Source organism: Blautia difficilis (genome assembly GCF_014297245.1).
Classification (GTDB): Bacteria; Bacillota; Clostridia; order Lachnospirales; family Lachnospiraceae; genus Blautia_A; species Blautia_A difficilis.
Window position 1 is genome coordinate 128271 of record NZ_JACOQG010000005.1, and the last position, 26790, is coordinate 155060.

The following is a 26790-nucleotide window of genomic DNA, read 5'->3' on the forward strand; positions in this document are numbered from 1 at the left end:
TTGCGAAAAGCAATAAGCAGTGGGTGGGGACTTGCTTGTATCAGGAGGAGTGCAAGCTCCTTCTGATAAACTGCGAAGCAGTTATTCGGTTATGAGCAAGTAGCGAAGCGGATTGCGAATATCCGCTTGACAATATCTCCTGTCTGATTGAGATTTTCAATCGCCAGGAGATATTTTTTGATTTTTATGATAAAAAAGGAAGCCCAGTCTGGCGGTGCCAGAGGGCTTCCTTGAAAAATTATGATGTTAAATTAACATCCTCGTGATTTTATAAAGTCAAGAACTTCTTCTTTGGTGGACATAACGCGAAGAGCACCCTTGCGTGTAGTAATAAGAGAAGCTGCCGCATTTGCGAATGTGAGCAGTTCTTTTAAGTTCTCTTCTGTCAGATTGTCCAGACCATGTTCCAGAACATAGTTTAAGGAACTTGCGCAGAAGGTATCGCCTGCACCTGTTGTCTCGATAGTCTTTTCCTGAAGGAAAGGAGCGGCTTCTACTTTCATGTCTTTGTAGTAAGCGCGGCTTCCGTCTTTTCCAAGTGTGATAAGGATAAGCGGAATGTTGTATTTCTCTTTCAGAAGTGCGGCGCCTTTGTCGTAGTCTGTAGTTCCGAACAGGAATTCAACTTCGTTATCTGAGATTTTCAGAATATCGCATTTGCCAAGGCCGTATTCAATCTCTGCCTTTGCGTCATCCAGAGATTTCCATAATGGTGGACGAAGGTTCGGGTCGAAGCTGACGATACATCCGGCTTCCTTTGCAACGTCGATGGCATAGCGGGTTGCCTCGCGTACTCCCTCGTGAGTGGAAGAAAGAGTTCCGAAGTGGAAGATTCTGGAATCTCTGATCAGGTCTTCCTGGATTTCATCCTTGGTGAGCATCATATCTGCACCCGGGTTACGGTAGAAGGAGAAATCTCTGTCTCCGTCAGGATAAGTATGTACAAAGGCAAGTGTTGTGTGTACTTCGTTATCAATTACAAGATTGCGGGTGTCGATCCCTACTTCCTCTACGGCATTCTTAAGCTGACTTCCGAACATATCGTTTCCGACTTTACCGATGAATGCAGTTTTTTTACCAAGTTTCTCAAGCATTGCAAGCACATTGCATGGAGCACCGCCCGGATTGGCTTCCAGCATCGGATTTCCCTGTGCGCTGCTGCCGTTTTCAGTAAAGTCAATCAATAATTCGCCTAATGCGGTTACGTCAAAGGCTTTGTTTCCCATTTTGTATCCTCCTTGTTGTGATGGAAAGAAGCATAGTATCCGGAACAAGATTCTTTCCATAGTAGATATCAAGTTAGGGGTAAAATGCCTTTTACCCCTAACATCATAACATAAATTTAGCGCAGTAAAGGGGATTTGTCAAACAATTTTCTTTATTTTTTTGTGCAAAGATGCTAAAATAAACATAACTTGATTTGTTATTGTTTACAGGTGACGTTTAATGTACCATAAATACGCTGCCAGTAAGAGTAACCGATCATCGTATTTCTGACAATCGGGGAGGTAACACAGCTATGGATGAAAAATTATACGGTTATATGAACTGGCCGAGAATTGAAGCTATTGTGTATGGAGAAGAGACTGCTCCCAGAGATGTGATGGGACCAAGGATCACACAGGATGGTGTCCTTATTCAGGGATTTTTTCCTGATGCAGAGGAAGTAAGTGTGATCAGCGGAAAGAAAACCTATGTCTGCGAGAAAGAGGACGAGGCGGGATATTTTGCAGTATTGCTTCCGGTGCATAAGGTACCGGAATATAAATTTTCTATAAAAAGAAGTGAAATCGAGACAGAAAGCTATGATCCTTATGCTTTTCCATGCCAGATCACAGAGGAAGAAGAAAAGCAGTTCTGTGCAGGCGTTTATTATGAGGCATATAAAAAACTTGGAGCACATCCCATGGAAATTAACGGTGTAAAGGGCACTTTGTTTGCTGTCTGGGCTCCCAATGCCATTAGCGTGAATATTGTTGGGGATTTCAATGAATGGATTGGCCGTGCAACCATCATGCACCGTATGCCAATGTCCGGTATCTTTGAACTGTTTGTACCCGGAGTAGAAGCCGGAACACATTATAAATATGAAATTAAAGTTAAAGGTGGCGAAGTTCTGTTAAAGGCCGATCCTTATGGGAACAGCGCAGAGCATGATTCTGAGGGCGCATCTGTGGTAGCAGATGTAAGTGCTTTTCAGTGGAATGACGGAGACTGGATGAAAGAGCGTCACAGATTTGATGACAGGAAACAGCCGGTTTCTATATATGAAACATCTCTGGAGGAATGGAAGATGGGAGAGGAACTGGTGGAGTTTCTGGCAGAGGAGGATTATACTCACGTAGAACTGCATCCGGTGATGGAATATCTGGATGACATTACAGGGGGATATTCTACTTATGGTTATTATGCACCGACTTCCAGATTTGGGACGCCCAAGGATTTCCAGAAGCTGGTGGATGAATTACATCAGGCAGGAATCGGTGTGATCCTGGACTGGACACCTGCACAGTTTCCACGGTATGCTTCCGGGCTGGAGAGATTTGATGGAACACCTCTTTATGAAAAACAGAATCCTGCAGAAGCGGTTCATCCATTCTGGGGAACACTGCTCTACAATTATGCCAGTCCTATGGTGAAGGATTTTCTGATTGCCAATGCATGTTTCTGGACAGAGGTTTATCATGTGGATGGTCTGCGCATGGATGATGTAGATGCTATGCTGTATCTGGATTATGGCAGAAATCCTGGAGAGTGGACACCAAATATATATGGCACAAATGAGAACCTGGATGCATTGGAATTTCTGAAACATCTGAATTCTGTGATCAAACAGAGAAATCCCGGTATCCTTCTGATTGCCCAGGAGGACGGACTCTGGCCGGAGCTGACAGACAGTGTGGAAAATGACCATCTGGGATTTGACTATAAATGGAGTGGCGGATGGACAAAAGATCTGCTTGAATATCTGAGCAAGGATCCTATTGAGAGAAAGAATTACCATGATCAGCTGACCATGTCCATGCTCTATGCATACTGTGAACATTATATTCTGACTCTTGGCACCAGGGATGTTGGCACTTTGAAGGATTTTGCAGAGAAACTGCCGGGAACAGAAGCACAGAAGAGTGCGCAGATCAGAGAAGCATACGCTTATATGATGCTGCATCCGGGATGCAAGATGATGGCACCGGATAAAGATATGCCAAAAGAACTGGAAGTTTTTGTCAAAGACCTCAATAATATGTATCTGTCACATCCGGCTCTTTATCAGATGGATGACGAGTATGATGGATTTGAATGGATTCAGTTAATGAAATATGAAGAGAATGTAGTGGCATTCCTAAGAAAGACAGAGAAACCGGAGGAGACCATTCTGGCTATCTGCAATTTCGCGGCAATCCCCTACGAGAATTATCAGGTTGGAGTACCTTTTGCCGGCAAATATAAGGAAATCTTTAACAGTGATGATAAGAAATACGGCGGTGAGGGCGTTGTCAATGCAAGAGTCAAGGCTGCGAAGAAGGCAGAGTGCGATGAGAGGGAATATTCTATTACAGTGAAACTTCCTGCACTTGGGGTGGTAATCTTTACCTGCACACCGGAAGAAGAGCCGAAAGAGGAGAAAGCAGCAGAAAGTCAGATCAAGAAGTCGATTACCAAGGCGAGAACTGTACGTAAGGCTACAGCGAAAACAAAAACTGCTGTAAAGACGGTAGTAAAACCGGCGACAAAAAAAGTGACAAAGACCACACCCAAAACACCAGCTAAAAAGGACTTGACAGAAAATAAATAATATTATAAACTAAATGCTGTGGCTGTCGGAATTGTTAATTTCTGACGGATGACAGCATAAGCTGAAATAGCTCAGTCGGTAGAGCACTTCACTCGTAATGAAGGGGTCGTGAGTTCAAGTCTCATTTTCAGCTTGACGTTTAAATAGCTCTGAATCCTTATGAAGTGAGGATTTGGAGCTTTTTTTATACATAATTGTATTTTTTTGAACGCAGATAAGCATTCCCCCGCTTCAAGTGCGGAGCACTAAGCGGCGGGTGAGGGGGGATGCTTATGTCCGCTTTACTCATGCTCAGTCTTCATGAAACAGGATTTGTGTAAAGAATCTCACATCTGAATCATCTGCCCAGCAGACCATACCTACTGCATCAGCCATTTTCTGTGCATCCACACTGTATGCGGACATACAGGAACAATTCTTATACGGTCCTGCGCTCATGATCAGGATGTCTTCTTTTCCCGCTTCCTGCATCTGTCTGGCAAGCTGTTCTGTAAGAATATTCTGTGCATGTTTCGCCTGCTTGAAAAGAACCGGATCCATAATCGGATCTTTCAGAACAGTCTGAAGAACCAGTGCCTTTTCATATTTCAATGCTTTTGCCTGCATTTCTTCTACAGTACCGCAGGCAGGCGGACATGCAGGAACCAGATTATAATTTCCACAGAGATTGTCCTCGCAGAATTGTCTGTATTCCGGTACAAATACCAGGTCTTTTGTATCCATGATCGCTGCATCTGCGAAACCCATGGAAAGTGCTTCTTTTATGAAATCCATAAGAATGTCTCCTTTCTTAAGTTGGAATGTTTGGTTTTGAATATTTTAACCAAATCAAGTAGCGAAGCGGATGATTTTATCCACTTGACAATGAATTATAACATTTTGAGATAAATAAAAACAGAGAGATTAAAACAAAAAGAGGAATATATTGTAAAGAAAAAATAAATCGGCAAAATCATAGATTCTTCATAGACATTTTTTGGTCAGAAGTTTATAATATTGCATCATATGGGGACTAGTAAATAAGTGAAAAGGAAGACTATCAAGCATGAAGTATATTAAAATAAATGAAAATGGGATTCATATTGTTTTTGGAATTACAGACAGGAATCAGATTAAGCTGCTTCATTTTTCAAAGGCAGATTTTTGTGAAGAGGATATCTGTAAATTTGGACCGGAATGTAAAGCAGAGGATCTGGCAAGGCGTGATCAGCTGATCGATGAGGCCTTTCAGCTTGTGCAGGTGAATCTGGCAGGCTATGACAGGCCCTATGAAAAACATGGAAACAAACATATCTGTACTGCGCCGGGATATTTATTGACATATGCAGGCATGGATGACTGTGTCAATGAGATTGGACGTAAAATCACTGTTTACCAGGAGGACAGGGCAGTGACTCACGTTCGCCTGGAAACAGAAATGCAGTTTTATAAAGGGACTTCTGTAGTCCGCATGAAGAACAGAATCATAAATGAAGGTGAGGACACACAGTGTCTGGAATATCTTTCTTCTTTTTGTTATACAGGAATTGAAAAAGAAGGCAAAAGCAATTCAGATGCCAAAATGAGAGTACGCATTCCTTATAATGGATGGCAGAAGGAAATGAGCATTAAGGAATTTACATTTGGGGATGTAGGACTGGCACAGACACAGCCGGGAGTGTATCAGCGTACCTCTCAGATTCTGGAGGTGACGAATACCGGACATTGGTCTACAAAGAAGTACCTGCCATTAGGCTATGTAGAGAATAAAGAAGCTCATACCAGCTTATTCTGGCAGATTGAACATAATGGTTCCTGGCATTATGAAATCAGTGATCAGAATACCCATTTCTATGTATGTGTCAGCGGACCTACGGAGATACAGTCCCACTGGTTCAAAAACCTTGCACCCGGTGAAGCCTTTGAGTCTGTGCCGGTTGCTGTGGGTGTGGCAGATGACAGCTTTGAACATGCAATGGGAGAGCTGACCAGATATCGCCGTATGATCCGCAGACCGAATAAGGATGATGAGGATTTACCGGTAATCTTTAACGATTACATGAATTGTCTGTTTGGAGATCCCACCACTGCAAAGGAGCTCCCGCTTATTGATGCAGCTGCTGCATGTGGCTGTGAATACTATGTGATCGATGCCGGATGGTATGCACCGGGAGAATGGTGGGACAGTGTGGGTGAATGGAAGGAATGCAGGGATCGTTTTCCAAATGGCATCAAAGAAGTGACGGATTACATCCATAAAAAAGGAATGGTTCCCGGTGTCTGGCTGGAGCTGGAGGTTATGGGAATTAACTGTGAGAAGGCAAAAAAAGCACCGGATGACTGGTTTTTTGTGCGTCATGGAAAGAGAGTCTATGACCGCAGCAGATATCAGCTGGACTTTAGAAATCCGGCAGTCATAGAACATGTGAATGAAGTCATAGACCGTGTGGTGAAGGAATATGGTGTAGGATATATTAAAATGGACTACAATATAGAGCCTGGAATCGGTACGGAGATTGGTGCAGAGAGCGTGGGACAGGGCCTCCTGGAACATGAAAAAGCATATCTTAACTGGCTGGATGGTGTATTTGCACGCTACCCGGATCTGGTAATTGAAAACTGCTCCAGTGGAGGACTTCGCATGGATTATGCACTGCTTTCCAGATACAGTATCCAGTCTGCCTCTGACCAGGAGGATTACCGCAATTTTGCTACCATAGCAGCAAATTCTCCGGCTGGAGTGACTCCGGAGCAGGCTGCGATCTGGTCCTATCCGATGCGTCAGGGAGACAAAGAAGAGGTTATTTATAATATGGTCAATGCCATGCTGTTCCGTATCCATCAGAGCGGTCATCTGGCAGAGCTTCCTCAGGAACGTCTTGCGCTGGTAAAAGAAGGAATTGCCTGCTATAAGACGATTCGCCAGGATATCAGGCAGGCACTGCCTTTCTGGCCTCTGGATATTGCAGATAATGAAGATCTGTGGGTATGCGGTGGACTACAGCTGGAAAAGAAAGCTTATCTTGCAGTATGGAAACGTCAGATGGAAGGGAAAAATAATGACAGATATCAGAATGCAGGTATCAGCTGTACAGAGGACAGCTTATCCATTCCGTTGGGAAGTCTTCCGTTTGCAGGTAAAGGCTTAAAAGTATCCTGCTTATATCCGGAAAAGGAGCCTGTTTCCTTTGAACTTGACAAAGATATACTGACTGTTCATTATGACAAACCTGTTATGGCAAGACTTTTTGAAATCAGTTTCTAACAGAACAAATAGGAAAGGAGAATACTACTTGTCGGAAATTTTGCTGGAATTAAAGAATATAAAAAAGAGTTTTTCTCCCGGGGAAGCAGTCCTGGATGATATCAGCCTTACGGTTGCCCGGGGAGAATTTGTCACTCTTCTTGGCTCCTCAGGGTGCGGTAAAACTACCACACTGCGGATCATTGCAGGACTGGAACAGGCAGACAGCGGAAGTGTGTGGATCAATGGTCAGAATGTAACGGAACTGGAACCGGATAAAAGGGATGTAAATACAGTATTTCAGAATTATGCCCTTTTTCCTCATATGAATGTGGCGGAAAATATAGGATATGGTCTGAAGCTTCGAAAGGTTTCCAAAGCAGAAATCAAAAAGAAAGTGGCACAGATGCTGGAGCTGGTTCAGCTGGAAGGGTATGAAAAGCGAAAGCCTTCGGAGCTGTCCGGAGGACAGAAGCAGCGTGTGGCTATTGCCAGAGCTCTGGTGAATAATCCAAAGGTACTGCTTCTGGATGAACCACTGGGAGCATTGGATCTGCAGCTGCGGCGGGCTATGCAGACAGAGTTAAAGCATTTACAGAAAAAACTGGGAATTACCTTTATCTATATTACCCATGATCAGGAAGAGGCTATTAATATGTCTGACAGGATTGCGGTTATGGATGGGGGCAGAATCCTGCAGATCGGTACACCGGATGAAATCTATAATCATCCAAAGACCAGTTATGTGGCAACCTTTGTGGGAAATGCCAATATTCTTCATGGTATTGTGGAATCTGCAGAAAATGAAAATATGGTGATAGATCTTGGCTGTGGGAAAATATCAGCAGGATCCGGAATGGATAAAGACTCTGCAAAACTGCTGCCCGGAGAACTTGTGACACTGGCTGTGCGCAGCGAAAATATCCGCTTACATGACAGGGATACAGAGGGACTGCCTGCCACTGTTCTGGAAAAAAACTTTGCCGGCGGGCAGCTCAGGGTTACCTTACAGCTGCAGGACCATACGGTACTCACTGCCAGCCGATATGGTATTAATACAGAGGTCAAAGAGGGACAGCAGATTTTCTGCAGCTTCCGTCCGGAGGACGCAGTGCTTGTAGATTGGGAGGAAGCTTATGAATAGGCAGAAAAGCGGTTCTGTATGGATGGTTCTTCCATTGTATATTTTTACGGTTGTATTTGTGATTTGCCCACTGATCTATATGGTTGCCCTTAGCTTTGCCACACCAAATGCAGGCTATGGGGTTACCTGGAAGTTCACCCTGGAAAATTACAGAAACATTCTGGAACCGGTATATCTGAATACTTTTGTGGAATCCCTGAAGCTGGCGCTGACCAGTACGGTGATTATAGTCCTGATCGGATATCCTTTTGGCTATTTTATGGCGAAAATGTCAGATAGATGGAAGAGAAAGGCCCAGTTTCTCTTAAGTGTACCTTTCTGGGTAAATTCACTGATCCGCCTCTATGGGTGGATCATCATTCTGCAGAAAAAAGGACTTTTGAATTTTATTTTGCTGAAGCTGGGAATCATAGAGAAACCGCTGTCGATTTTGTACAGTTATCCGGCGGTTATAATTGGAATGGTTTATGTGCTTTTGCCTTTTATGATCCTGTCTGTGTACTCCAGTGCGGAAAAATTGGACTGGTCCTATGTGGAGGCTGCCAGAGATCTGGGAGCATCCAGGCTCCAGGCCTTTTTTACGGTAAGCCTGAAGCTGACACTGCCCGGACTTTTGTCAGGTGTGATCCTTACCTTTATTCCATCCATGGGATTGTTTTTTATTGCAGATATTCTGGGAGGAAATAAGGTGGTGCTGGTGGGAAGCCTGATACAGGATCAGATGACCAGGGGCAGTAACTGGCCTTTTGCAGCTGCTCTGGCGGTAGTGATGATGCTTCTGACTACGATCATGATCATGATCTACCGAAAAGTGACAAATGCGAAAAAACTGGAGGGAATCGGATGAGAAAAAATTCAAAATTTGCCGGATTTTATATGGGTCTGATCTTTTTTCTGATGTATCTGCCTATTGCTATAGTGATTATTTTTTCTTTTAATGAATCCAAGCTTCCGGTCAGACTGACAGGATTTTCCTTAAAGTGGTATCAGGAACTTCTGCAGGACAATGCCATGCTGGAAGCCTTGGTCAACAGTCTGATCCTTGGGTGTTTGAGCTGTCTGGTAAGTGCAGTGATCGGAACGCTGGGAGCCGTAGGCCTGTCAAGGATCCGCTGGAAGTCCAGGGGAGTACTGGAATATATATCCATTTTACCGTTGATGATCCCGGAGATCATTCTGGGTATGGTGTTGATGGCCTTTTTTTATCTGTTGGGTCTGCCTTTTGGAATGCTGACTTTACTCATCGGACATACGGTGTTCTGTGTACCCTATATTCTGATGGAGGTTAAGGCCAGACTGGTGGGAATGGATCCTTCTCTGGAGGAAGCTGCCAGAGATTTGGGTGCAGGACCCGGACGGGCGTTTTGGGATATCACATTGCCTCTTATTATGCCTGCAGTGATTTCGGGTTCGCTGCTGGCATTTGCCATGTCTATGGATGATGTGGTGATCAGTATTTTTATCAATGGTCCAAGGCTGTCTACATTGCCAATCAAAGTATACACCCAGCTGAAAACCGGAGTTACGCCGGAAATCAATGCATTGTGTACTCTGCTGCTGATAGCTACATTGATCATTTTTTTGATTTATACTCGTATTACAAAAAACAAACATAAATAAAAAATACTACACTTAGAAGAAGGAAAAGAAGATGAACAAACTGATTGAGTTAAAAAATCTGACCAAGAATTTTGATGATCAGCAGGTTTTGCGAGGCATCAATCTGGATATTTATGAAAAGGAATTCCTGACCCTTCTTGGTCCCAGCGGCTGTGGTAAAACTACTACACTGCGAATCATTGCCGGATTTGAAGAACCAAGTGATGGTGAAGTTCTTTTTAACGGAATAGAAATTTCCAAGCTTCCTCCCTATAAGAGAGAAGTGAATACAGTGTTTCAGAAGTATGCGCTCTTCCCGCACCTGAATGTGGCGGAAAATATTGCTTTTGGTCTGAACCTGAAAAAAATGGATAAGTCTGTGATCAGTCAGAAAGTAGAACGAATGCTTAAAATGGTTGGTCTGGAAGGATTTGAAAAAAGAGATGTTACCCTTCTTTCCGGAGGACAGCAGCAGCGTGTTGCCATTGCCAGAGCCCTGGTCAATGAGCCAAAGGTGCTCCTTCTGGATGAGCCCCTGGGTGCCCTGGATGCCAAGATCCGAAAACAGATGCAGGTAGAGCTGAAAAAAATCCAGCAGGAGGTAGGTATTACCTTTATTTATGTTACCCATGATCAGGAGGAAGCCCTCTCCATGTCAGATACTGTTGTTGTAATGAATAACGGTGAGATCCAGCAGATCGGCACTCCTACAGACATTTACAATGAACCGGAGAACCGGTTTGTGGCAAGTTTTATCGGAGAATCTAATATTATTGAAGGTATTATGGTAAAGGATTATCTGGTACAGTTTGATGGATTTGAATTTGAGTGTGTAGATAAGGGCTTTGAGGATAACGAGGAGATTGAAGTAGTGCTCCGTCCTGAGGATCTGGATATTGTAGCTCCGGAGCAGGCAAAAATCAGAGGAACCGTGCGTAATATTACCTTTAAGGGAGTACATTATGAGATTTTGATCGAAACAGAGCTTCGAACCTATATGGTTCACACTACAGATTATGCGGAAGTCGGAAGGGAAGTGGGACTGAAATTCGGGCCTGAAGACATCCATGTTATGTACAGGATGGGAAGTTACTGATGAAACAGTACAGAAACCTGATCAAACCTTATCTGGTATGGGCTTTTGTGATCATTGTCATCCCGCTGATACTGATTGCTCTTTATGCCTTTACAGAGGATGGAAACGAGGTGCTGACCTTTTCCTTTACTCTGGAGAATTTCCGGAAATTTCTGGAAGCTACTTACATGAGTGTTATTTTTAAATCCTTTAAGCTGGGTATCCTGACCACTCTGATCTGTCTGGGGCTGGGTTATCCGCTGGCATTTATTATCTCCAAATGTCCGGAGAAATCTCAGAATCTGCTGATTTTACTGGTGACCATACCGGAATGGATCAATATGCTTCTTCGTACCTATGCATGGATGAATCTGCTTTCAGATAACGGAATTATTAATCGCCTGCTACAGCTGCTGGGAATTTCTCCGGTGACCATGATGTATACGGATTTCTCTGTGCTGGTGGGGCTGATCTGCAACTTTATGCCTTTTATGATCATACCGATCCATACTTCTTTAAGTAAGATGGATAAATCTCTTATTGAGGCGGCATTTGATCTGGGGGCAAATAAATTTCAGACCTTTACAAAGGTTATCTGGAAATTATCTATTCCAGGTGTGCTGAACGGAATTATGATGGTATTTCTGCTGTCGATCTCTACTTTCGTAATTCCCAAGCTTCTGGGTGGAGGACAGTATATGTTGATCGGTAACCTGATCGAGTCTCAGTTCATCTCTGTAGGTGACTGGAACTTCGGAAGTGCGATTTCTCTGATTCTGGCAGTGATCATTCTGATCTTTATGAGCTTGATGAAGAAGATGGATAAAGACGAGTAGAAAGGAGGACAGCATGAAACGTAATCATAAATTTTTCTCAATGTTATATGTGGTACTGTGTCTGGCCTTCTTTTATCTGCCGATTCTGGTGACCATGATTTTTTCCTTTAACTCATCCAAATCTCTGACCAGGTTTACAGGCTTTTCCCTGCGCTGGTATCAGGAACTGATGGGGAACGGAGAAGTGATCAAGGCCGTTTATGTATCTGTAACAATAGCGATTATTGCAACTGTTATATCTACGATCCTGGGAACTGTGACAGCCATAGGGCTTTCCAAATCCAGAAAGGTTGTAAAGGAGTTACTTTTAAATATTAATAATATTCCGATTCTGAATCCGGAAATCGTGACAGCCATCAGCCTGATGCTGCTGTTTTCCTCTCTGGGCTTCAGAAAGGGATATCTGACCATGCTTCTGGCACATATAGCCTTCTGTACCCCTTATGTGATCACCAGTGTGTATCCAAAGGTGAGGGCACTGGATCCAAACCTGGCTAATGCAGCCATGGACCTGGGGGCAACTCCCTTCCAGGCACTTACCAAGGTAATCGTGCCAATGATCAAAGAGGGGATTTTTGCTGGGGCATTGTTAGCATTTACTATGTCCTTTGACGATTTTGTAATTTCCTACTTTGTATCCGGAAACGGAGTAAAGAATATCTCCATTGTTGTATACAATATGACGAAGAGAATTAATCCTACGATCAATGCTCTGTCAACCATTGTGATCGTGGTAATTGTTGTGGTTCTGCTTCTGTCCAATCTGGTTCCGCTGATCAAGAAAAAAGCGAAAAAACTGAACCGCAGAATGGTAAGGGTCATGTCTGTGATCCTGATTGTGGCAGTGACTGCAGGACTGGTGAAATGGGGATATGTGGCCGGTTCTGCCCATGTTCTCAAGGTATATAATGCAGGGGAGTATATGGATCTGTCTCTGCTGGAGAAATTTGAGAAAGAATATAACTGTCAGATCGTATATGAAACCTTTGAATCCAATGAAATGATGTATACCAAGCTTTCCAGCGGTGAGACCTATGATGTGCTTATTCCTTCAGATTATATGATCCAGAGACTGATCAAAGAAGAGTATCTCCAGGCCCTTGACTGGAAAAAACTGCCCAACCGGAAAAATCTGCTGAAGGATGTGACCAATAAGAGTTATGATCCGGGCAACCGGTATTCCTGCCCCTATTTCTGGGGAACTGTGGGAATCCTTTATGATAAAACAGTGGTGGACCCACAGGATCTGAAGGATGGCTGGAACCTTCTCTGTAATCCGAAATACAAGGGAAATCTTTACATGTATGATTCAGAGAGAGATTCCTTTATGATTGCTCTGAAGGCTCTGGGATATTCCATGAATACTACAAATATGGAGGAAATCCAGGAAGCCTATCAGTGGCTGATCAATCAGAGAGATACCATGGATCCTATTTATGCAGGGGATGATGTGATCGACAATATGATTTCAGGAAATAAAGCCCTGGCTGTAGTTTATTCGGGAGATGCTTCTTATATCATCAGTGAAAATCCAAATCTGGATTATTTCACACCGGATCAGGGAACCAATATCTGGTATGATGCAATGGTAATTACCAAAGACTGCAGTGAGGTAGATCTGGCTCATGAATTTATTAATTTTATGATCAACGATGAATCTGCTCTTTCCAATACTGAGGAAGTAGGGTATACTTCTACTGTAAAGAGTGCTTATGAAGAGATGAAAGATGGAACTTATGCAGGGGTTAGTTCTTATATTCCTGACATCAGTAGTCCGAAAAATGAGATATTTGCGTACCAGAAGCCAAAGATTAAGCAAATATTTGCAGAGCTGTGGACCAAGGTAAAAGCAAAGTGATCATAAATCTGAAAGGAGATTGACATGAAGAAAAGAATACTGGCGGTTCTTTTGTGCGCATTAGTGACAGGAAGTACATTGACAGGATTTAAAAGTGCGGGAGATGACAAGGAGATTGTTCTTTTTACCTGGGAGGGAATGTTTCCCCAGGAAGTTCTGGATGATTTTGAAAAAGAGACAGGCGTGAAGGTAATCTATTCCAATTTTGATACAGATGAAACCATGCTTGAGAAGCTTGCTATGGCAAAAGGGGGCGATTATGATATTGTGATCGCCGATGACTATATACTGGAAACAGCTATTAAAGAGGGACTTGCAGAAAAGCTTGATAAAAAATCACTGGAAAATATCGGAAATATTAATTCCTTATATCAGGGACAGTTTTATGATCCGGATGATGAATATACAGTTCCCTATGGTGCGGGAATTCCGTTGATTGTCTATGATCCAGATCAGGTAGATATAGAGATTAAAGGTTATAGTGATCTGTGGGATCCTTCTTTGGAGGACAGTATTGCGCTGACAGCTAACTATCGTGTAATCAATGGTATCACTCAGCTTTCCATGGGAGAGAGCATGAATGAGGAGGATGTTGACACCATCAAAAAGACTGGGGAAAAGCTTCTTGAGCTGGCCCCCAATGTGCGTCTGATCCAGGATGATAACACGCAGAATGCTTTGCTCAACGGTGAGGCAAGTGTGGCATTTCTGTATACTTCCCAGGTAACGGCTGCTCTGGCTGAGAATCCGGATCTGAAGGTGGTTTATCCTGAGGAAGGGCTTGGATTTGGAATTATGGGAATGTTTATCCCCAGCCAGGCACCGGATAAGGAGGCAGCTTATTCCTTTATGGATTATATTATGGAGCCTGAGGTTGCAGCCAAGTGTATGGATTACATAGGCTTTTATAATACCAATAAGGCTGCAGATGAACTGGTGAATCCGGATTTGGTAGTACCGGACAACGTGGAGAAAGGCGAGATTATCCAAAATGTAAGTCAGGAAGCAGATGAACAGTATCAGAAAAACTGGACAGAATTTAAGGCTGCCTGCGACTAAGGAGAGAAAAAATGGATATTTACAAAGGCACTGTGGCTTTTTCCGGAATTGCCATAGGTAAGATACTTTATTATCACAAAAGTGAATATCAGATACGGCAGTATGAAATTACAGATATAAAAGCAGAACTGGAGCTTTTTCGGCAGTCCCGTACCAGAGTCATTGACCAGCTGAAGGAATTATATGAGAAAAACTGCTCTATGCAGGAAGCTCAGGCAGAGGTTTTTCTGAAGCAAAAGAACCTGCTGGAGGGAAAAAGCTTCCAGCGGGCAATTGAAAGTATTATTCAGAATGAAAAGGTAAATGCTGCCTATGCCGTGATGACTACCAGAGATGAGATCATATCTACCTTCCGCAATCTGGAAGAACCGGCGATCAAAGAGAGGCTGGACAATATCAGGGAGATCTCAGAACGGCTTATCGGGATTCTGGGAGGGATTTCTCCCAGGATCGATCTGGGGGAGAAACCGGTGATCGTTGTAACAGAAAGTATTACCCCTACAGAACTGATGGAGATGGATAAGGAGAAAATACTGGCCATTGTAACTCATCATGGTTCCGATATCTCCCACGCTGCCATTCTTGCAAAAACCATGAATATTCCGGCTCTGGTGGAAATTGATACAGATACGGAGTGGGACGGACAGCTGGCAATCGTGGACGGTTATACAGGCTCCCTGTATATTCATCCTGACGAAGAAATCAAGAAGGAATATGAAATCCGCAGGCAGGCAGATCTGGAGGAAAGAGAGGAGCTTCTTAAGCTCAGGGAAAAACCGGATCTTACCAGAGATGGTAAGAGGGTTGAAATATATGCCAATATCGGAAATATGGATGACCTGAACAGTGTATTGTATTACGGAGCAGCGGGAATTGGACTTTTACGAAGTGAATTTCAGTATCTGGGCAGGGAGAATTATCCCAGAGAGAACGAGCTGTTTCATGCATATAAAAAGATTGCAGAGACTATGGGCAACCGACTGGCAGTGATCCGTACTGCGGATCTGGGTGCAGATAAGCAGGCTGCATATCTGAATATTCCGGATGAGACCAATCCCATCATGGGTAACAGAGGAATCCGGCTCTGCCTGGACCGTAAAAAAATGTTCAAGGCTCAGCTGCGGGCTATTTTCAGGGCAAGTGCATATGGAAATCTGGCTATTATGTTTCCCATGATCAGCTCTGAGGAAGAGATGGATGAGATCGAGGCTATGATCGAAGAGGTTACCAATGGGCTGGATGAGAGAGGAATTCCCTATAAAAATATCCGAACGGGAATTATGATCGAGACTCCGGCAGCAGTAATGATCAGCAGAGAGCTGGCCAGGAGAGTTGATTTTCTCAGTCTGGGAACCAATGACCTCAGCCAGTATACCCTGGCTATGGACAGACAGAATCCCCTGCTTCGCAAGAAATATAATGATCATCATCCGGCAGTTCTGCGGATGATAAAAATGGTGATCGATGCAGGACATGCGGAGAACAAACGAGTATGTATCTGCGGAGAGCTGGCGGCAGACACTGCCCTTACAGAGGAATTCCTGAAAATGGGAGTGGACTGTCTCTCTGTAGTGCCTGCATGTATTCTGCCGGTTCGCAGGGCCCTGCGCCAGGTGGACTTATCGGATATGAGGAGATAGCGGCGAAATGATTAAAAAAAGTAAGGTAGTGCTTCTTCCCTGCGCAGAATATGACGAAGAGAAAATATATGTGCTTTTGAAGGAAGGGCTTTCTCTTGTGGACGGGATAGAGTCCTTGATTCCTATGAATAAAAAAATCCTGCTGAAGCCTAATCTGCTGAAAAAGGCGGAAGTGGAGAAGGCAGTGATCACACATCCGGTGGTGGTAGGGGCATTTGCCAGGATACTCAGGGAAAAGGGATACAAAAATATTGTACTTGCGGACTCCTGTGGACATGGAACCACAAAATCAGTGATCTGTGGAACCGGAATGGATACTTATCTGGAAAAATATCAGATTCCGGCCATTGATTATACAGAGGGAATCAAGGTGGATTATCCTCAGGGAATCCAGGCAAAGGAATTTATTTTGCCAAAGGAACTGCTGGAGCAGGATTGTGTGATTTCCCTGAGCAAAATGAAAACTCATGCACTTGAAAGGATTACCGGGGCTGTGAAAAACAGCTATGGCTTTGTCTATGGTCTTCATAAAGCCAAAGGACACACCCAGTATCCAAGTGCCGACAGCTTTGCAAGAATGCTGATCGACCTGAACCGGTGTGTAGCACCGAAGCTGTATGTGATGGATGGAATTGTGGCCATGGAAGGAAACGGACCGGGATCCGGTGATCCTGTTTCCATGAATGTAATATTAATGTCTACAGATCCAGTGGCTTTGGACAGTGTTTTTGCCAGGCTGGTTCATCTGAAACCGGAATTGGTACCTACCAATTATCATGGCGAAAAGATGGGGCTGGGAACCTGGAAAGAAGAGGAGATTACACTGGTAACTCCAGACGGAGAAATTTCCATGGCAGAGGCTGTGGAGAGATACGGAAATGGTAAATTTCATGTTGACCGCACAGAGGTACGCAAGAATATCTGGACAAGAATGGCAGGAGCTTTAAATATTTTTCAGAAGAAGCCTTATATAGAACCGGATAAGTGTGTCCGCTGTGGAATCTGTGTCCAGAGCTGTCCGGTTCCGGGAAAGGCAGTAGATTTCCGGAATGGAAAAAATAAAGCGCCTGTGTACGATTACAAAAAATGTATCCGGTGTTTCTGCTGCCAGGAGATGTGCCCGAAGAAGGCAATAAAAGTGAAATAGATTTGATAAATAAAAAGCACATGACAGAAGATTTTTTTCTTCTGAAGTCATGTGCTTTTTTGCAGTAAAAATTATTTGTCCAGGTGTAGATATATTACTGTTTACCTGCCTGGCTGCAAAGAATCATCTTCTGAGAATTTTACTTATTTCACGGATAAAATCCGGAGTGGTGCCGCAGCATCCTCCGATCACAGATGCACCATTTTCAATCAGAACTTTCATATGTTCTGCGAAATTCTGTGCATTCATGCTGTAAACAGCGTTGCCCTGGTCGTCAATTACAGGCATACCTGCGTTGGGCTTGGCGATGACAGGAATAGATACGTTCTCTTTGATATTGCGGACAACGGATACCAGCTGGTCAGGACCTACAGAACAGTTGATACCAACTGCAGCAGCGCCTGCACCCTCAAGGGAAATCGCAGCCTCCACAGCATTTCCTCCGCTAAAAATGCTTCCGTCAGCTTCTACGGTCATTGTACACATTACAGGAAGAGAACTTACAGATGCGGCAGCATCCAGTGCAGCCAGTGTTTCTTCAATATTGATCATAGTTTCCGCAGCGATCAGATCAACACCTGCATCTTCAAGAACCTGGATCTGTTCACAGTATGCTTCGTAGGCCATCTCATAGGTAAGGTCACCGGCAGGTTCCATCATCTTGCCTGTAGTGGTAATATCACCTGCAACATAAACCTGATGTCCTACTGCTTCTCTGGAAATATTTACAAGTGCATGATTCATTTCCGCAAGCTTATCCTGAAGTCCGTGAAGCCCAAGACTGTAACGGTTTCCGCCGAAAGTAGGCGCGTATACGATCTGACTTCCTGCTTCCACATAAGCCTTCTGCAGATTTTGCAGAATTTCTTTGTGATCCATGATCCATGCCTCTGTGCAGATTCCCCGCGGCATTCCGGCAGCCATAAGGTTAGAACCGGTAGCTCCGTCCAGCAGTACAACATTCTGTGTCAGTTTCTGAAATTCTTCTTTTGTCATGGGAATTTCCTCCTGTGTTGTCGGTTTGATATCTGTCAATTATTCTGTTGCGCTAAAGCTTTACAATTGTAAATATCATTTTGACATTATAGCACAGGTTTGGGTGTAAATGAAGAAAAATTAATAAATTTTTATTTCGTAAGATGCATTGAAAATTTCATCTTTATTCAGGACGTTGATATATTTTTTCTCAGACAGGTCACCGGTAAATCCAGAGTCATCACAGCGTCCGATCCATGGCTCCAGACACACAAAGGAAGAACCGGGTACAGACCAGATGCCGAAGCTTGGAAATCCGTGACAGGTCAGTTCCAAATAAGGAGAACCGTCCGGGAAAGCAAAGCCGGCTTTTTCTACCTGCTCATCAAAGATAAGAGCATCCTTGTCAAACATATGTGCATCAATGAGGCAGGTGCCGTGATCCAGTTCCAGTGTGTAAAGCTTGTCTGCAGCAGCAGTTCCTGATGCATCGTCAGATACCAGGAGATAAGAAAGGGAATCCTGACCGTCAAAGGTAAGATGATACTCTTCCTTGGAACCGATACCTTCTGCCGGTACATTGAAAGCAGGATGTCCGCCGATGGTAAAGTACATGGGCTCCTCGCTGTGGCTGGTTACTTCCCAGCAGACGCAGACCTGATTTTTGTCCAGTACATGTTTAACCTTTAATTCGAAATCAAAAGGATAAATTTCCATGGTGGCATCGGAAGCCTTCAGTACATGGGTGATGGAATCTGCTGTCATATCCAGGCAGGTGAATTCGCTGTCTCTGGCAAATCCATGCTGCTTTGCAGGATATTCCCTGTCGTTAATGCGGTAGTGGTCTTTATAAAAACGTCCCACATTAGGGAAAAGAATCGGTGCGTGGCGATTCCAGTAAGCCGGGTCTGCCTGCCAGAGCACTTCTCTGTCGTGTATCTTATCATAGATACTGCAGAGCTCGGCACCATGGTCGTCTACAGATATTTTCAGATAATCATTTTCTATGGAATGAATCATTTCTTAAATCCTCCTTAATTTGATATCCACGAATTGCTCCGCGATTTGCTGACCTCACAATTCTACAAAAAAGTATAGCACAGGAAAACAGGAAGCACAAACAGAATCTGCCGGAATTATAAAATTTACAAAAATAATGCTGAAAAATGTAGAAACTTACAGTGCTTATTGCTGATAAATAATGTGGAACGAATTACGAAATATGTATAAAATGATAGAATATATTGACGAAAACGAATATATTTGTTACAATCTACCAAAATGCACTAGCCCATACCGTCAAAAATACCATCGGAAATGGGGCGAAAGAACAGGAGGTCATTATTATGGCGAAAAAAAGAAATATCATTGTTGGACAATCCGGAGGTCCTACAGCAGTTATCAATTCAAGTCTTGCAGGAGTATATAAAAATGCTATTGAGCGTGGATTTGATAAAGTATATGGCATGCTTCACGGAATCCAGGGACTTCTGGATGAACAATATATTGATCTTTCCACACAGATACATTCAGAACTGGATATTGAGCTTCTGAAGCGTACACCATCTGCATTCTTAGGCTCCTGCCGCTACAAACTTCCTGAGATTCATGAAGATAAAGCAATCTATGAGAAAATCTTTGAAATTTTGAATAAACTGGATATTTACGCATTTATCTATATCGGCGGAAATGATTCCATGGATACCATCAAAAAGCTGTCCGACTATGCAATCCTTACAGGGCAGACCCAGAAATTCCTGGGTGTTCCGAAAACAATCGACAATGATTTGGCGCTGACAGACCATACACCCGGATTCGGAAGTGCTGCCAAATATATCGGCGCATCCACAAAAGAAGTGATCCGCGATGCACTGGGACTTACCTATAAGAAAAATATGATCACGATCATGGAAATTATGGGACGTAATGCCGGATGGCTTACAGGTGCCACAGCACTGGCAAAATCCGAGGATTGTGACGGACCGGATCTGATCTATCTGCCGGAAGTTCCTTTTGATGTTGACAAATTCCTGGTAAAGGTAAAAGAACTTTTGAATAAAAAAGCATCTATTGTAATCGCAGTTTCCGAGGGAATCAAGCTGGCAGACGGAAGATATGTATGTGAGCTTGGAAGCGTGGGAGATTATGTGGATGCCTTTGGACATAAACAGCTTCAGGGAACTGCCACTTACCTGGCTAATTTCCTGGCAGCAGAATGTGGCTGCAAGACAAGAGCAGTGGAGCTTTCTACCCTGCAGAGAAGTGCATCTCATATGGCATCCAGAGTAGATATTGATGAAGCTTTCATGGTAGGCGGTGCTGCAGTGAAGGCTGCTGATGAAGGAGATACCGGCAAGATGGTTGTTATTGACCGTGTGTCTGATGATCCTTATATGGCAGCTACCGGTATTTATGATGTACACCGTATTGCCAATGAGGAAAAGCTGGTTCCGAGAGAATGGATGAATAAAGATGCTACCAATGTGACCAAAGATTTTGTGGATTATATCAAACCACTGATCCAGGGAGACTATCAGCCAATCATGGTAAATGGTCTGCCGAGACACCTGGTTTTGAATATTAAGAAAACCAGAGGCAGCAGAAAATAGGACAGGAAAAAAAGAGAAAGCCTTTTTGATACATAAAAATAAAAAAAAAGACGGATTTTGACAGAATAACCTTGACGAAATGAGATAAACTCTATAGAATAACTATGTGCGTATAAAAAACAATTTTTATGTGTTTAAGAACAATAATTAGGAGGAAAATGTAAAATGGCAAAATGGGTTTACATGTTTACAGAAGGTAACGCTACTATGAGAAACCTTCTGGGTGGTAAAGGTGCTAACCTTGCTGAAATGACAAACCTTGGTCTTCCTGTACCGCAGGGCTTCACAATCACAACTGAAGCTTGTACACAGTACTATGAAGACGGAAGACAGATCAATGATGAGATCATGGCTCAGATCATGGAAGCAATCACCAAAATGGAAGGAGTTACCGGAAAGAAATTCGGTGACAAAGAAAATCCTCTGCTTGTTTCCGTTCGTTCTGGTGCGAGAGCTTCTATGCCAGGTATGATGGATACTATCCTGAACCTTGGTTTAAACGAAGACGTTGTTAACGTACTTGCTGAAAAATCCGGCAATGCTCGTTGGGCATGGGACTGCTACAGAAGATTCATCCAGATGTACTCTGACGTAGTTATGGAAGTCGGAAAGAAATATTTCGAAGAACTTATCGATAAGATGAAAGCTGACAGAGGTGTTAAGCTGGACGTTGAACTTACAGCAGAAGACCTTCATGAGTTAGCAGAACAGTTCAAAGCTGAATATAAAGCAAAAATCGGTGCTGATTTCCCAACTGATCCTAAGGAACAGTTAATGGGTGCTATCAAAGCCGTATTCCGTTCATGGGACAACCCACGTGCAAATGTATATCGTCGTGACAACGATATCCCATATTCCTGGGGTACTGCAGTTAACGTACAGATGATGGCATTTGGTAACATGGGTGATGACTGTGGTACAGGTGTTGCCTTCACACGTGACCCTGCTACAGGAGCTAACGGTCTGTTTGGTGAATTCCTTACAAATGCTCAGGGTGAAGACGTTGTTGCCGGTGTTCGTACACCTATGCACATCTCCGAAATGGAACAGAAATTCCCGGAAGCATTCGTACAGTTCAAACAGGTTTGCGAAACACTTGAAAAACACTACAGAGATATGCAGGATATGGAGTTTACTGTAGAGCATGGTAAACTGTATATGCTTCAGACACGTAATGGTAAGAGAACAGCTCAGGCTGCTTTAAAGATCGCTTGTGACCTTGTTGATGAGGGAATGAGAACAGAAGAAGAAGCTGTAGCTATGATCGACCCACGTAACCTTGATACTCTTCTTCACCCACAGTTTGATGCTGCTGCTCTGAAAGCTGCTACACCAATGGGTAAAGGCCTTGGCGCTTCTCCTGGAGCTGCTTGCGGTAAGATCGTATTCACAGCTGATGACGCTGTTGAATGGGCTGAAAGAGGAGAGAAAGTCGTACTTGTACGTCTTGAGACATCTCCTGAAGACATCACAGGTATGAAATCTGCTCAGGGTATCCTGACAGTTCGTGGTGGTATGACATCTCACGCAGCAGTTGTTGCCCGTGGTATGGGTGAGTGCTGTGTATCCGGATGCGGTGATATCGCTATGGACGAAGAAAACAAGAAATTCACACTTGCTGGTAAAGAATTCCACGAAGGAGATTTCATCTCTATCGATGGTACAACAGGTAACATCTATGACGGAATCATCCCGACAGTAGACGCTACTATCGCTGGTGAGTTCGGACGCATCATGGCATGGGCTGACAAGTACAGAACAATGAAAGTTCGTACAAACGCAGATACTCCTGCAGATGCTAAGAAAGCTGTAGAGCTTGGTGCAGAAGGTATCGGTCTTTGCCGTACAGAGCATATGTTCTTCGGTGAGGGACGTATCGATGCATTCCGTGAAATGATCTGCTCTGAAACAGCAGAAGAGAGAGAGAAAGCACTTGAAAAAGTTCTTCCATATCAGCAGGATGACTTCAAAGGTCTCTTTGAAGCTCTGGAAGGTAACCCTGTTACTATCCGTTTCCTGGATCCGCCTCTTCATGAGTTCGTTCCTACAGATGAAGCTGACATCAAGAAACTCGCAGATGCTCAGGGCAAAACTGTAGAGCAGATCAAGACTATCATCGCTTCTCTTCATGAGTTCAACCCGATGATGGGACATCGTGGATGCCGTCTTGCTGTAACATATCCTGAAATCGCTAAGATGCAGACAACAGCAGTTATCCGCGCAGCAATCGAAGTTAAGAAAGCTCATCCGGACTGGACAATCAAACCGGAAATCATGATCCCACTTGTTGGCGATGTAAAAGAGCTTAAATATGTTAAGAAATTCGTAGTTGAGACAGCTGATGCTGAGATCAAAGCCGCTGGTTCTGACCTTCAGTATGAAGTTGGTACAATGATCGAGATCCCGAGAGCAGCTCTTACAGCTGATGAGATCGCTAAAGAGGCAGACTTCTTCTGCTTCGGTACAAACGACCTTACTCAGATGACATACGGCTTCTCCCGTGATGATGCAGGTAAATTCCTCAACGCATACTATGACGCTAAGATCTTCGAGAACGATCCATTTGCAAAACTGGATCAGGTTGGCGTTGGCAAGCTGATGAAGATGGCTATCGAACTCGGCAAACCGGTTAACCCGAACCTTCACGTAGGTATCTGCGGCGAGCATGGTGGAGATCCGTCTTCTGTAGAATTCTGCCACAAGATTGGTCTTAACTATGTATCCTGCTCACCATTCCGTGTACCGATCGCTCGTCTTGCAGCAGCACAGGCAGCTATCGCTGAGAAGAATGCATAATTAGCATAAAAATATAGATTCATGCACAGGCATGAAAGTGTCCAAACGTAAAATCAGACCTTGGAGAATTGTAGAAATACAATTCTTCAGGGTCTTTTTTGTTACATTACACAGTAGTATTCTTTTATTTAAGACTTACGTATCTGTAGTTTTAACCATCCTGCATGCAGCAGATACACACAGGTGGGAATCAGGGAAAGCAGCTGTGTATAGGTGAAGCTGCCTGTTTTTGCATATGCAGGCAGAAGAAACATCTGAACTGCAAGATAAAAATATGCTCCGGCAGTGATCAGATTACACAGAGAGAAACGCCAGCCGAAGATACCCAGGGCAGAGGCTGTAAGGATAACCATCAGTGTTATGGCATCCAGAACAACCGGAAGATGAATCAGATCAAATCCAGGTTTCGAAGCAAGGAGAGTCAGCATTGCATAAAGAAAAAGAGCTGCATTTAATAATCCCATGATTTTAAACAATAAACCATAAAAAGGAGTAGTAGGGCAGTTGGGCCATAATTCTACTTCCAGCTTCTCTGCAAGCTGGGTAGCAGACCGTGTAAAGGTTGTATTTGTCATTACCATAGCCTTATCACAGTCATAAAAATTGGCACCTGCATAGGCTTCCTGCACTGCCTTGTTTCCCACCGGGTATGTATAATATTTGCATTGAATCCCATATTTCTTTCTATGCTTAAAAGCAATAATATCCACACCCTGATCTCCGGAGCTTCTGGTTACTTCTATTTTTGAAAAATGTTTCTGTCTTAATATTTTTGCACACTGATACTCGAACTCATATCCATCCATGTACTGGTCTCCTGTATGTTGTATAGAATCTTAAGTGCATTATACTTAAAATAAGCGGTAAAGATATTGTAATATGCCAACTTAACCGAATCAAGTAAGTCCCCTGCAAGGGTTGCGAATATCCGCTTGAAGTACTTAAGCAGAGTTAAGAATAGCATGTTGGAAAGAAAAGAACAAGTGTTTATTCTATTTTTATCTGTATGACAGATGGGAATTGGGACAGAAGTATGGTATACTGGCCATAAAAGAAAAGCTTTTTGGAGAGGATGAACCATTTTGATGAATAAAAAAGATACAAAGATTAACCGAAATAATATGCTGGAATTAACCCGCAGGATGACATTATCCAGAAACTGCTTTGTGCGTGCAGCAGGAGCATATATAGATGACGAGGGATACATAGATAATACCTTCAATGTAAGCTTCAAAAATATGAGCAAACATGATCAGCAGGTAAATCTGGATCTTGCGAAAACCATTCCTTTTTCAAAAACAAATGAACAGTTAAAGTGTTATAAATTCCCTGAAGGAGATATGGCATATGACAGCATCCATAAACTACTAATGGCATTATCGCAATACGGATTAAAAGATGATCTTCTGGTTCAGACTCTCTGTGAACAGCTTGCAGGGGGAATCAGCAGTACGAGAGATTCATCAAATAGAACAAACTGTCTGCAGGGACAGGAGTTTGGCATTTATATTTATCACGGAATATATGATATCCCCAAGAAAGGCTCAGATCACAGCGAACAGTGGGAGTCAGAAGAAATATACAGTTTCCTGATCTGTGTGGTGGCTCCGGTAGATAAAGACTACAATGCCGGAACTCCGAAATGCGGTTTCATTTTCCCTGCCTTTGAAGAACGTTCCGCAGAACCTGGAAAAATAGATGTATTTTTTGAAATTCCGGAGCATCCGGACGAAGGATTTCTGAACAGGATAATAGGGCAATAATCTGAACAAGGTAATCATTTATGAAGAGTGCGATAGATAAATCTTAATTACACCATACGCAATTCAATTTAGTCATTTTGTGCATAAATGACTAAATTGAATTGCATGATGAGTGAATTGCTCGGTAACTGAAAGTTATGCTTGTTTTGTTAAAAGACCGGATAGAGTTTTTCCATAAACCTTAAAAGCTCTTTTTAAATGTGTATTTAGCCTGCGAAAAATCGGCAGTTATAAAGATAAACCAACAGGAAATGAATAAAGTGATTTTAATGGGAAGACTGACAAAGAATCCGGAGATCAAATATGCCGGGAAAGACAATGACATGGCAGTGGCAAGATACACACTGGCGGTAAACAGAAGATATAAACGTGACGGTGAACAGGAGCGGATTCGTAGGAAACATCCAAAACAGATAAGGATGGATTCATGGAAGCACCAGATGGTGAGATTCCATTTAATTAATTCAGAGTAAATGGTTGGAGAGGCTGCTCTTTGCCGGGGCATCCTCTTTTCCATTTTACAGAAGATATCAAAAATTACAGGTATTCAACCTAACAAAAGCGTGATATAATCAAAATATATCTGAATGAGAAATACGGAGGTAGCTTATGGGCGTAAGTTATAACAGATTGTGGAAAATGCTCATAGATAAAAATATGAAGCGGATAGAGATGCAGTACCTCACCGGGATCAGTGGTAATATTCTTGCCCGGATGGGAAAAAACCAGTATGTATCAATGGAGACGATTGAGAAGATATGCAAGAAGCTGGACTGCACTGTTGATGAGATGATGGAATTTACAGATGATGAATAACAGGAGCAGATATGTCAAATTATTAAACCTGGCAGAATGCTTCAGAAGTCGAAAAAAGAAATTGAAAAAAGATAACATGCCGGATACGGCATAATTCTCTTAGCAAAGCTAAGAGCGCACTTCTATACAGGCAATTTCATCTGCCTGTATCGTGCGACCTGCGGTGCCATTCCCAGTTTTGAAAAATCTCAAAATGGGAAATACAGCGAAATCAGAGATTTCGTACAAGGGGCTGTTTCCCCTTGCGGCACAGGTGCCTATCCCCGAAGTTTGTGACTGAATACCTCAGATACAAACATATGGGGTGAAAGAAAGCGTGAAATCGAAAGTTACAAGAGGTGACAAACTATAAACAGTCAAGAGAATTTTGAAATTTTTTTGAATTGTAAAAATGGGTAACTTTAATAAGCCATCTGAATACATCGTATTTCAGATGGGAGAAATTAGTATTAAT

General features: G+C 43.1%; 21 protein-coding genes and 1 tRNA gene. 17 read left to right on the forward strand and 5 right to left on the reverse strand.

Annotation, left to right across the window (positions count from 1 at the left end):
- Positions 1-251 precede the first annotated feature (251 nt).
- On the reverse strand, positions 252-1226 hold the full coding sequence (locus tag H8Z82_RS05170) for a carbohydrate kinase family protein (protein ID WP_186994480.1): 975 nt from the start codon (positions 1224-1226) through the stop codon (positions 252-254).
- Between the two features lie 293 nt (positions 1227-1519).
- Here H8Z82_RS05170 and glgB point away from each other — a divergent pair, with 293 nt between their 5' ends.
- Together glgB and H8Z82_RS05180 are read left to right on the forward strand one after the other, a co-directional pair.
- Entirely contained in the window at positions 1520-3796 is a 2277-nt protein-coding gene (gene glgB / locus H8Z82_RS05175) for a 1,4-alpha-glucan branching enzyme (protein ID WP_186994481.1), read from the forward strand.
- A gap of 60 nt (positions 3797-3856) precedes the next feature.
- A tRNA-Thr gene (locus tag H8Z82_RS05180) sits at positions 3857-3929 on the forward strand.
- Between the two features lie 158 nt (positions 3930-4087).
- On the opposite strand, the gene H8Z82_RS05185 is transcribed toward H8Z82_RS05180, so the two are convergent.
- A complete protein-coding gene (locus H8Z82_RS05185; protein WP_173683234.1) occupies positions 4088-4570 on the reverse strand; it encodes a DUF2284 domain-containing protein in 483 nt (160 codons plus the stop codon).
- 271 nt (positions 4571-4841) lie between these two features.
- Between H8Z82_RS05185 and H8Z82_RS05190 the strand changes: the two genes are divergently transcribed.
- Genes H8Z82_RS05190 through H8Z82_RS05235 form a run of 10 tightly spaced genes read left to right on the forward strand, consistent with a single transcriptional unit; the run spans position 4842 to position 17377 of the window.
- On the forward strand, positions 4842-7040 hold the full coding sequence (locus H8Z82_RS05190) for a glycoside hydrolase family 36 protein (protein WP_186994482.1): 2199 nt from the start codon (positions 4842-4844) through the stop codon (positions 7038-7040).
- 28 nt (positions 7041-7068) lie between these two features.
- Positions 7069-8163: an ABC transporter ATP-binding protein gene (locus tag H8Z82_RS05195; RefSeq protein ID WP_186994483.1), complete on the forward strand. Its 1095-nt coding sequence runs from the start codon at positions 7069-7071 to the stop codon at positions 8161-8163.
- On the forward strand, positions 8156-9010 hold the full coding sequence (locus tag H8Z82_RS05200; RefSeq protein ID WP_186994484.1) for an ABC transporter permease: 855 nt from the start codon (positions 8156-8158) through the stop codon (positions 9008-9010). Before H8Z82_RS05195 ends, H8Z82_RS05200 begins: the two co-directional genes overlap by 8 nt.
- Positions 9007-9783 carry an ABC transporter permease gene (locus H8Z82_RS05205; protein ID WP_019161982.1) on the forward strand — a complete coding sequence of 259 codons (777 nt, stop codon included), beginning with the start codon at positions 9007-9009 and terminating at the stop codon, positions 9781-9783. Before H8Z82_RS05200 ends, H8Z82_RS05205 begins: the two co-directional genes overlap by 4 nt.
- A gap of 31 nt (positions 9784-9814) precedes the next feature.
- Positions 9815-10858: a spermidine/putrescine ABC transporter ATP-binding protein gene (gene potA, locus H8Z82_RS05210; protein WP_019161981.1), complete on the forward strand. Its 1044-nt coding sequence runs from the start codon at positions 9815-9817 to the stop codon at positions 10856-10858.
- Positions 10858-11673: an ABC transporter permease gene (locus tag H8Z82_RS05215; RefSeq protein ID WP_186994485.1), complete on the forward strand. Its 816-nt coding sequence runs from the start codon at positions 10858-10860 to the stop codon at positions 11671-11673. The genes potA and H8Z82_RS05215 overlap by 1 nt, the downstream gene beginning before the upstream one ends.
- Before the next feature lie 13 nt (positions 11674-11686).
- Entirely contained in the window at positions 11687-13531 is a 1845-nt protein-coding gene (locus H8Z82_RS05220; protein ID WP_186994486.1) for an extracellular solute-binding protein, read from the forward strand.
- 24 nt (positions 13532-13555) lie between these two features.
- Positions 13556-14590 carry a polyamine ABC transporter substrate-binding protein gene (locus H8Z82_RS05225; protein ID WP_186994487.1) on the forward strand — a complete coding sequence of 345 codons (1035 nt, stop codon included), beginning with the start codon at positions 13556-13558 and terminating at the stop codon, positions 14588-14590.
- Positions 14591-14601: 11 nt separating this feature from the next.
- Positions 14602-16230 (forward strand): phosphoenolpyruvate--protein phosphotransferase, encoded by a 1629-nt coding sequence (gene ptsP, locus H8Z82_RS05230; RefSeq protein WP_186994488.1) that lies wholly within the window; start codon positions 14602-14604, stop codon positions 16228-16230.
- A gap of 7 nt (positions 16231-16237) precedes the next feature.
- Entirely contained in the window at positions 16238-17377 is a 1140-nt protein-coding gene (locus H8Z82_RS05235) for a DUF362 domain-containing protein (protein ID WP_186994489.1), read from the forward strand.
- Between the two features lie 123 nt (positions 17378-17500).
- Here the strand turns inward: H8Z82_RS05235 and H8Z82_RS05240 are convergent, their stop codons facing one another.
- Both H8Z82_RS05240 and H8Z82_RS05245 read right to left on the reverse strand, forming a co-directional pair.
- Positions 17501-18373, reverse strand: a complete 873-nt coding sequence (locus H8Z82_RS05240; RefSeq protein WP_186994490.1) for a homocysteine S-methyltransferase family protein — start codon at positions 18371-18373, stop codon at positions 17501-17503.
- A gap of 120 nt (positions 18374-18493) precedes the next feature.
- Entirely contained in the window at positions 18494-19372 is an 879-nt protein-coding gene (locus tag H8Z82_RS05245; RefSeq protein WP_186994491.1) for an aldose 1-epimerase family protein, read from the reverse strand.
- 326 nt (positions 19373-19698) lie between these two features.
- Between H8Z82_RS05245 and H8Z82_RS05250 the strand changes: the two genes are divergently transcribed.
- Positions 19699-20961, forward strand: a complete 1263-nt coding sequence (locus H8Z82_RS05250) for a 6-phosphofructokinase (RefSeq protein WP_186994492.1) — start codon at positions 19699-19701, stop codon at positions 20959-20961.
- Between the two features lie 165 nt (positions 20962-21126).
- The gene (gene ppdK / locus H8Z82_RS05255) at positions 21127-23757 is read left to right on the forward strand and encodes a pyruvate, phosphate dikinase (protein ID WP_019161972.1); all 2631 of its coding nucleotides are present in this window, start codon (positions 21127-21129) and stop codon (positions 23755-23757) included.
- Between the two features lie 128 nt (positions 23758-23885).
- On the opposite strand, the gene H8Z82_RS05260 is transcribed toward ppdK, so the two are convergent.
- Entirely contained in the window at positions 23886-24563 is a 678-nt protein-coding gene (locus H8Z82_RS05260; protein ID WP_186994493.1) for a restriction endonuclease, read from the reverse strand.
- A gap of 279 nt (positions 24564-24842) precedes the next feature.
- Between H8Z82_RS05260 and H8Z82_RS05265 the strand changes: the two genes are divergently transcribed.
- From H8Z82_RS05265 to H8Z82_RS05275, 3 genes are all read left to right on the forward strand, one after another.
- A complete protein-coding gene (locus H8Z82_RS05265; protein ID WP_186994494.1) occupies positions 24843-25520 on the forward strand; it encodes a DUF4317 family protein in 678 nt (225 codons plus the stop codon).
- A gap of 251 nt (positions 25521-25771) precedes the next feature.
- Positions 25772-25993, forward strand: a complete 222-nt coding sequence (locus H8Z82_RS18035) for a single-stranded DNA-binding protein (protein WP_330607858.1) — start codon at positions 25772-25774, stop codon at positions 25991-25993.
- Positions 25994-26129: 136 nt separating this feature from the next.
- On the forward strand, positions 26130-26336 hold the full coding sequence (locus tag H8Z82_RS05275; protein ID WP_005341250.1) for a helix-turn-helix domain-containing protein: 207 nt from the start codon (positions 26130-26132) through the stop codon (positions 26334-26336).
- Positions 26337-26790: the final 454 nt, after the last annotated feature.

What these genes read in the sequence shown, in the direction of transcription:
- H8Z82_RS05170 (WP_186994480.1), bottom strand. Translation starts at nt 1,226, where the DNA reads ATGGGAAACAAAGCCTTTGACGTAACCGCATTAGGCGAATTATTGATT.
- glgB (WP_186994481.1), top strand. Translation starts at nt 1,520, where the DNA reads ATGGATGAAAAATTATACGGTTATATGAACTGGCCGAGAATTGAAGCT.
- H8Z82_RS05185 (WP_173683234.1), bottom strand. Translation starts at nt 4,570, where the DNA reads ATGGATTTCATAAAAGAAGCACTTTCCATGGGTTTCGCAGATGCAGCG.
- H8Z82_RS05190 (WP_186994482.1), top strand. Translation starts at nt 4,842, where the DNA reads ATGAAGTATATTAAAATAAATGAAAATGGGATTCATATTGTTTTTGGA.
- H8Z82_RS05200 (WP_186994484.1), top strand. Translation starts at nt 8,156, where the DNA reads ATGAATAGGCAGAAAAGCGGTTCTGTATGGATGGTTCTTCCATTGTAT.
- H8Z82_RS05205 (WP_019161982.1), top strand. Translation starts at nt 9,007, where the DNA reads ATGAGAAAAAATTCAAAATTTGCCGGATTTTATATGGGTCTGATCTTT.
- potA (WP_019161981.1), top strand. Translation starts at nt 9,815, where the DNA reads ATGAACAAACTGATTGAGTTAAAAAATCTGACCAAGAATTTTGATGAT.
- H8Z82_RS05215 (WP_186994485.1), top strand. Translation starts at nt 10,858, where the DNA reads ATGAAACAGTACAGAAACCTGATCAAACCTTATCTGGTATGGGCTTTT.
- H8Z82_RS05220 (WP_186994486.1), top strand. Translation starts at nt 11,687, where the DNA reads ATGAAACGTAATCATAAATTTTTCTCAATGTTATATGTGGTACTGTGT.
- H8Z82_RS05225 (WP_186994487.1), top strand. Translation starts at nt 13,556, where the DNA reads ATGAAGAAAAGAATACTGGCGGTTCTTTTGTGCGCATTAGTGACAGGA.
- ptsP (WP_186994488.1), top strand. Translation starts at nt 14,602, where the DNA reads ATGGATATTTACAAAGGCACTGTGGCTTTTTCCGGAATTGCCATAGGT.
- H8Z82_RS05235 (WP_186994489.1), top strand. Translation starts at nt 16,238, where the DNA reads ATGATTAAAAAAAGTAAGGTAGTGCTTCTTCCCTGCGCAGAATATGAC.
- H8Z82_RS05240 (WP_186994490.1), bottom strand. Translation starts at nt 18,373, where the DNA reads ATGACAAAAGAAGAATTTCAGAAACTGACACAGAATGTTGTACTGCTG.
- H8Z82_RS05245 (WP_186994491.1), bottom strand. Translation starts at nt 19,372, where the DNA reads ATGATTCATTCCATAGAAAATGATTATCTGAAAATATCTGTAGACGAC.
- H8Z82_RS05250 (WP_186994492.1), top strand. Translation starts at nt 19,699, where the DNA reads ATGGCGAAAAAAAGAAATATCATTGTTGGACAATCCGGAGGTCCTACA.
- ppdK (WP_019161972.1), top strand. Translation starts at nt 21,127, where the DNA reads ATGGCAAAATGGGTTTACATGTTTACAGAAGGTAACGCTACTATGAGA.
- H8Z82_RS05260 (WP_186994493.1), bottom strand. Translation starts at nt 24,563, where the DNA reads ATGGATGGATATGAGTTCGAGTATCAGTGTGCAAAAATATTAAGACAG.
- H8Z82_RS05265 (WP_186994494.1), top strand. Translation starts at nt 24,843, where the DNA reads ATGAATAAAAAAGATACAAAGATTAACCGAAATAATATGCTGGAATTA.
- H8Z82_RS18035 (WP_330607858.1), top strand. Translation starts at nt 25,772, where the DNA reads ATGAATAAAGTGATTTTAATGGGAAGACTGACAAAGAATCCGGAGATC.
- H8Z82_RS05275 (WP_005341250.1), top strand. Translation starts at nt 26,130, where the DNA reads ATGGGCGTAAGTTATAACAGATTGTGGAAAATGCTCATAGATAAAAAT.